The sequence below is a fragment of the Azospirillum sp. SYSU D00513 genome, from assembly GCF_017356015.1.
Lineage (GTDB): Bacteria > Pseudomonadota > Alphaproteobacteria > Azospirillales > Azospirillaceae > Azospirillum.
This window is the reverse complement of sequence record NZ_JAFIQV010000091.1, coordinates 1-5,571: the sequence shown is the minus strand read 5'-3', so window position 1 is coordinate 5,571 and position 5,571 is coordinate 1. Positions and strand designations below refer to the sequence as shown.

The 5,571-nt window shown below is 70.5% G+C and carries 7 protein-coding genes; 3 read left to right on the top strand and 4 right to left on the bottom strand.

Translation table 11 applies throughout. From position 1 onward, the window contains the following. Positions 1-587: 587 nt before the first annotated feature. Together JUB11_RS32095 and JUB11_RS32090 are read right to left on the bottom strand one after the other, a co-directional pair. Complete coding sequence (locus tag JUB11_RS32095; RefSeq protein WP_207462874.1) at positions 588-1,340, bottom strand: ComF family protein; 753 nt, start codon at positions 1,338-1,340, stop codon at positions 588-590. A 27-nt stretch (positions 1,341-1,367) separates the two neighbouring features. Beyond that, on the bottom strand, positions 1,368-1,658 hold the full coding sequence (locus JUB11_RS32090) for a flagellar biosynthetic protein FliQ (protein ID WP_207462873.1): 291 nt from the start codon (positions 1,656-1,658) through the stop codon (positions 1,368-1,370). Between the two features lie 128 nt (positions 1,659-1,786). On the opposite strand from JUB11_RS32090, the gene JUB11_RS32085 reads away from it, so the two are divergent. Next, on the top strand, positions 1,787-2,671 hold the full coding sequence (locus JUB11_RS32085; protein ID WP_247887472.1) for a methyltransferase domain-containing protein: 885 nt from the start codon (positions 1,787-1,789) through the stop codon (positions 2,669-2,671). A 91-nt stretch (positions 2,672-2,762) separates the two neighbouring features. On the opposite strand, the gene JUB11_RS32080 is transcribed toward JUB11_RS32085, so the two are convergent. After that, complete coding sequence (locus JUB11_RS32080) at positions 2,763-3,386, bottom strand: hypothetical protein (protein WP_247887471.1); 624 nt, start codon at positions 3,384-3,386, stop codon at positions 2,763-2,765. Positions 3,387-3,528: 142 nt separating this feature from the next. Between JUB11_RS32080 and JUB11_RS32075 the strand changes: the two genes are divergently transcribed. Next, positions 3,529-4,101 (top strand): ankyrin repeat domain-containing protein, encoded by a 573-nt coding sequence (locus JUB11_RS32075; RefSeq protein ID WP_207462871.1) that lies wholly within the window; start codon positions 3,529-3,531, stop codon positions 4,099-4,101. Continuing rightward, a complete protein-coding gene (locus JUB11_RS32070; protein ID WP_348771550.1) occupies positions 4,098-5,111 on the top strand; it encodes a cobalamin biosynthesis protein in 1,014 nt (337 codons plus the stop codon). Before JUB11_RS32075 ends, JUB11_RS32070 begins: the two co-directional genes overlap by 4 nt. 21 nt (positions 5,112-5,132) lie before the next feature. On the opposite strand, the gene JUB11_RS32065 is transcribed toward JUB11_RS32070, so the two are convergent. After that, the gene (locus JUB11_RS32065) at positions 5,133-5,351 is read right to left on the bottom strand and encodes a hypothetical protein (RefSeq protein WP_207462870.1); all 219 of its coding nucleotides are present in this window, start codon (positions 5,349-5,351) and stop codon (positions 5,133-5,135) included. Between the last annotated feature and the right edge of the window lie 220 nt (positions 5,352-5,571).

Genomic DNA, 5,571 nt, shown 5'->3' with positions numbered 1-5,571 from the left:
ACTTTTCCCGCTGCGCGTCTGTCCACATCGTCCACTCCTCCTGCCGTCACCAACAGGCAGAAGCAGGTTTCAGTCAAACAGGCTCTCAAGCACCTCCTTTCCTATGAAGTTCCCTTCTTTAAGAACTTGAGCAACAAGCGATCCCGGTTTATCTCCCCAGAAACAGGGGCATGCCATATAACCTTGATCATAACCCCCATCCAAAGGACACCTCTCTGTCTTTATGGCCATTCATAAGTGTATCAGTTTCCTCTGCGATATATCGCACGCCTCCGATAGATGATAAAGCCTTCTATGTAGGTAGGTAACGCGCCGGTGTTTAGGGGATCAATCTTATCTGCTAGCAGCACACGAGCGCAAGGATTGAAGCTTTCTTGCAATGGTCCTACGGTCACCGTCACTAAGGGGGGATCAAGATAATAATAGCTGCAGGAGCTAAGCTACGCTCAAAATTTCTGAACGTTGGGCATACGCTCCGAGAGCACCTTGGGATCCGACAAAGCCTTCATCTAAAGCAATAACTTAGCGCCGACAGAAAAATTTTTCCGGCATTTTCTAACCATAGTCCACAAATCCTTGTAACATCCTCAGCCCCGCACCACCCGCGCCAGGGTCAGCACCTCCACCCGCGCCGCACCCGCGCGCCGCAGCACCTTCGCGCATTCCGCCAGGGTGGCGCCGGTGGTGAGCACGTCGTCCACCAGCAGCACGCGCTTGCCCGCCAGCAGGGTGTCCGCCCCGCGCCGCGGCCGGAAGGCGCCGGCCACGTTGCGCCGGCGGCCGGAGCGGTCGAGTCCGCCCTGCGACGGGGTCGCGCGGCGGCGTTCCATCAGGTCGGGGGCGACGGGGATGCCGGTCTGGCGGCCCAGCGCCTGGGCCAGCAGGGCCGCCTGGTTGTAGCGGCGGCGGAACAGGCGCCAGCGGTGGAGCGGCACCGGCACCAGCAGGTCCGTCTCGGCCAGCAGCTCCGCCCCGGCGCGGGCGAGCCATCCGCCGAAGGCGCGGGCGGCGTGGGTGCGGTCGCCGTGCTTGAAGCCGAGGATCAGCGGGCGGCTGCCGTCGTCATAGACCAGCACCGCGCGGGCGCGCCCGTAAGGCGGCGGTTCCGCCGCGCAGGCGCCGCACAGGCTTTCCCCCTCCACCGCGAAGTCGAAGGGCAACCCGCAGCAGGCGCAGAGCGGGGCGGCGATGAAGGTGAGCCCCGCCCAGCAGGCGGGGCAGAGGCCGCCCTGCCGGTCCACCGTCCCGCCGCAGCCCAGGCAGCGCGGCGGCAGCACCGCGTCCAGCGCGGCGCCGGCCAGCCGGCGCAGGGCGGAGATGGCGGCGGCTGCGGGGGCCATGGCGGGGCGCCTCTCCTGGCCGGCGCCCTAGCGGGGAAGCCTGATCTCCATCCCGTGGATCGAGTCGATGCGCTCGAAGATCAGGTGGGTGTAGTCGTGCAGGGACAGGTAGATGGCCGGGCCGGTGACGAACAGGATCGCCAGCGTGACGAAGATCTTCAGGTCCTGCTGGAGCGTCGATTCGTTGATCTGCGTGACCGACTGGAACAGCGTCAGCAGCATGCCGAGCGCCGTGGTGATCAGCAGCGTCGGGAAGGTGATCTTGATGATGACGATCAGCGCCTCGTAGCTGACGCCGACGGCTTCCTCGATCCCCATGCCCGAACCTCCCGCGAAGAGCCTGCGAACGACGCAGTCCCGTGGCCGCGAGCTTAGCATGGCCGGGCCGCTTCTCCGATGGTTGTAGCGCGTTCGGGCTGGGCTATATTCGGGGCATGAGCGACAGCATGAACGTTTTCGACCGCGTCCTGGTCCGCCGCCGCCGCGACCGCGCCGCGCCCCGCTTCACCGAGCACGCCTTCCTGTTCGAGGAGGTGGCCGAACGGCTCTCCGACCGTCTGGACGACGTCCGGCGCGGCTTCCCGACCGTGCTCGACCTCGGCAGCCACGACGGCGCCGTGGGCCGGGTGCTGGCCGGCCGCAAGGGGATCGAGCGGCTGGTGGCCTGCGACCTGTCCCCGGCCTTCGCGCGGGCCGCCGGCCGGTCCGGACCGAGCGTCGCGGCGGACGAGGAGTTCCTGCCCTTCGCGCCGCACAGCTTCGACCTCGTGGTCAGCAACCTCAGCCTCCATTGGGTCAACGACCTGCCGGGCGCCCTGCTCCAGGTCCGCCAGGCGCTGAAGCCCGACGGCTTCTTCTGCGCCTCGATGCTCGGCGGCGAAACCTTGGCCGAGCTGCGCCGCTGCCTGTTCGAGGCGGAGATGGCGGTGTCCGGCGGTGTTTCGCCGCGCGTGTCGCCCTACGCCGACGTGCGCGACGCGGGCGGGCTGCTGCAGCGCGCGGGCTTCGCCCTGCCGGTGGTGGACAGCGACACCCTCACCGTCACCTATTCCGACGCCTTCGCCCTGATGCGCGACCTGCGCGGCATGGGGGAGACCAACGCCGTGCTGGCCCGCCACAAGGCCCCGGTCCGCCGCGAGCTGCTGTTCGAGGCGGCGCGCCGCTACGCGGAGCAGTATGCCGAGCCCGACGGGCGCCTGCCGGCCACCTTCCAGGTGCTCTACCTCGCCGGCTGGTCGCCGCACGAAAGCCAGCAGCAGCCGCTGAAGCCCGGCTGCGGCACCGTGCCGCTCGCCGACGCGCTGAAGGGCACGCAGCACAAGCTGCATTGAGGCGATCTGGATTGAGAATGGCGGCATGAAGAAGGGCGGGTTCCCCTGGGGGAGCCCGCCCTTTTTGCCGTGCCCCTGGCTCGGGCGGGGCTTACTGCGACCCGGCCTGGGCCACCTCGTGCATCTCCACGGGGTGGGTGCTGTGGCGTTCCAGCGTTTCGCGGGCGATGCGCTCGCGCTCGGGGCTGGTGGTGTTCACCCACAGGAGGATGCCGCCCTTTTCGAGCTGCTGGAGCATCGGCTCGTTGCGCTTGTCGGAAATCCAGTTCGAGAAGACCGAGCCGAGCGCGCCGCCGCCCGCCCCGGCCGCCGCCGCGGCAGCCGCCGCCGCGAGCGCGGTGCCGCCGGTCGCCAGCACCGCACCGGTCGCGATGATCGCGCCGACATAGGCCGGGAAGCCGACCGCCACGCCCTGGTGGCTGCCGAGATCCTCGGGCGCGACGTAGGACTGACGCGGCACCGACGGGTCGTGCGCGGCGTCCTCCGTGCGCTCCGGCACATGGCCGAGATGGTCGCGGACGGTCTGATCGTTCGCCATGACGCTCAGCTCGTGGCGCTGGAATCCCGCCATGTAGAGGTCGTCGATGGCCTTCTGCAGGGCGTCGCGGCTGTCGAAGATGGCGACGGCCTCGCGGACGAGGCCCTGGGGCTGGGCCGTGCCGGTGGTGGCGGTCGTGGCCGGCCCGGTGCGGTTGGGATCGGTTTCGTAGGTCATGTTCGGCTCTCCCTCTTTAACCCTGGTAAACCCCGTGCCGGAGGCGAGGTTCCGGCCATGCGAGCGCCGGGGCTGGTCAAGGACGGGCGCTTCTCGCTACTATCCCGGCGATTCGAGGCTCCCTCCGAGAGGACATAGGACCATGAAACGGCTCATGCTGGCCCTCCTGGCGGCCGCGCTCGCACCCGCCGGCCTCGCCACGGTGGCGGCGCCCGCCTCGGCGCAGATGTCCCTGTTCAAGGACACCTCCCTGGTCGAGCCGGTCGAGCAGGGGAACGTGGCGGAAGCGCGCGCGCGGCTGCTGAAGGGCGAGAACCCGAACCAGGCGAACGTCGCCGGCAAGACGGTGCTGATCCTGGCGATCGAGCAGGGGAACGCCGAGATGATCCGGGCGCTGCTCGACAACGGCGCCCTCCCCAGCCGCGCCGACCGCGACGGCAACCTGCCGCTGCACCACGCCGCCGAACAGGGCGACCTGGAGACGGTCGAGCTTCTCCTGAAGAAGGGCGCGAAGGTGGACCAGGACAACAAGCAGGGCATGACGCCCCTGATGGTCGCCGCGCGCCAGGGCCGCCCCGCCCTGGTGGAACGGCTGCTGAAGGCGGGCGCCAAGCCCGACCGCACCGACTACACCGGCCGCACCGCCGTCAACTGGGCGGAGGATGGCCGCAACGGCCGGGTCATCTCCATGCTGCGCCAGGCGGGCGGGCGCTGATCCCCCTGCCCTCCTTCGACGGCCCCCTTGCCGCGGCGCTGGGCTCGCTGCCGCTCCTGCTGACGGCGCTGGCCGTGGACGCGGCGGTGGGCGACCGGCTGGGGCGTTTCCTGCCCGACCCGGCGGCGCTGGCCGGGCGCGCGGCCGCCTGGGGCGACCGCCGGCTGAACCGGATCGAGCGCGGCCCGTCCGCGCGCACCCTGCGCGGCGCGCTGCTGGTTCTGGCGATCCTGCTCGCCGCGGCGGCACTCGGCGCGCTGGTGGGCTGGATCGGCGACCACGGCCGGGGCTGGGCGCTGGAACTGCTGCTGCTGCTGTCGGTCCTGCGCGGGCGGGAGGCCTGGAACCGCATCCGCGCGGTGCGCCGCGCGCTGGAGGCCGGCGGCCTGTCCGCCGGGCAGGAGGCGGTCGGCCCCCTCACCCGCCGGCATGCCTTCAGCCTGGACGCGCACGGCGTGGCCCGCGCCGCCGTGGAACAGGCCGGCCGCGCCTTCGTCCGCCGCATCGCCGGGCCGGTCTTCGGCTATCTGCTGCTGGGCATGCCGGGGCTGCTGGTCTGGGCGGCCTCGGCCGGGGTGGACGCCGCCATCGGCAGCCCCGGCGTGCGGCACGGCGGTTTCGGCCGGGCCGCCGCCCGGCTGGACGACGCGCTCTACGCCGTGCCGGCGCGGCTGGCCGGCCTGCTGCTGGCGCTGGCCGGCGCCTTCGTCGGGCCGGGCGGCCCCTTGGGCGCGGTGGCGGGAGCCCTGCGGACCGTGGCGCGCGACGCGCGCAAGCACGCCTCCTTCAACATGGGCTGGCCGGCCGCGGCGCTCGCCGGCGGGCTGGGGCTTGCGCTCGGCGGCCCGCACCGCGACGGCGGCGTGACCATCACCGAGCCCTGGATCGGCGGCGGCCGCGCCCGCGCCACCCCGGCCGACATCGGCCGCGCCCTGGCGATGGCGGCGCTCGCCGAGCTGCTGCTGGTCGGCGGCATCGCGCTTTCGATGGCGGTGATCGCCGGCCTCTGACCGGCGAAGCCGTGCGGAATTTCAAGCGGACGGGCTGGGGAACAGGCCCAGGCCGCCCTCTCCGGCGCCGCAGATGTAGCGGCGCACGCATTGGCTCAGCGGCAGGCTGGTGCGCTCCCGGTGCAGCTCGAACCCCTCGACCTGGGCGATGCGGATTTCCCGCTCGTCCCCGTGATCGACGAGTTCGATTTCATAACGCCCGATGAGGGCGAGCACACCAGTGAGAGTGCGGCGGATCAAGGCTGGCTCTTGGGCTCGGAAGCGGCGGAAAAAGCAAGATAAGGGGCCAACCCTTAAGAAACATTCACACGCCTGGATGAAATAAATTTCATGTTCCCACCGGCCCGGTCCCGGGTCACATCCGCGTCACGGCAATCGGGATAGGGGGCGATCCTAGTGGACCGCACCCCTCCCACACCACCCGGCATGCGGGTCCGCACCGGGCGGTTCGAGGAGTTGA

What these genes read in the sequence shown, in the direction of transcription:
- JUB11_RS32095 (WP_207462874.1), bottom strand. Translation starts at nt 1,340, where the DNA reads ATGGCCCCCGCAGCCGCCGCCATCTCCGCCCTGCGCCGGCTGGCCGGC.
- JUB11_RS32090 (WP_207462873.1), bottom strand. Translation starts at nt 1,658, where the DNA reads ATGGGGATCGAGGAAGCCGTCGGCGTCAGCTACGAGGCGCTGATCGTC.
- JUB11_RS32085 (WP_247887472.1), top strand. Translation starts at nt 1,787, where the DNA reads ATGAACGTTTTCGACCGCGTCCTGGTCCGCCGCCGCCGCGACCGCGCC.
- JUB11_RS32080 (WP_247887471.1), bottom strand. Translation starts at nt 3,386, where the DNA reads ATGACCTACGAAACCGATCCCAACCGCACCGGGCCGGCCACGACCGCC.
- JUB11_RS32075 (WP_207462871.1), top strand. Translation starts at nt 3,529, where the DNA reads ATGAAACGGCTCATGCTGGCCCTCCTGGCGGCCGCGCTCGCACCCGCC.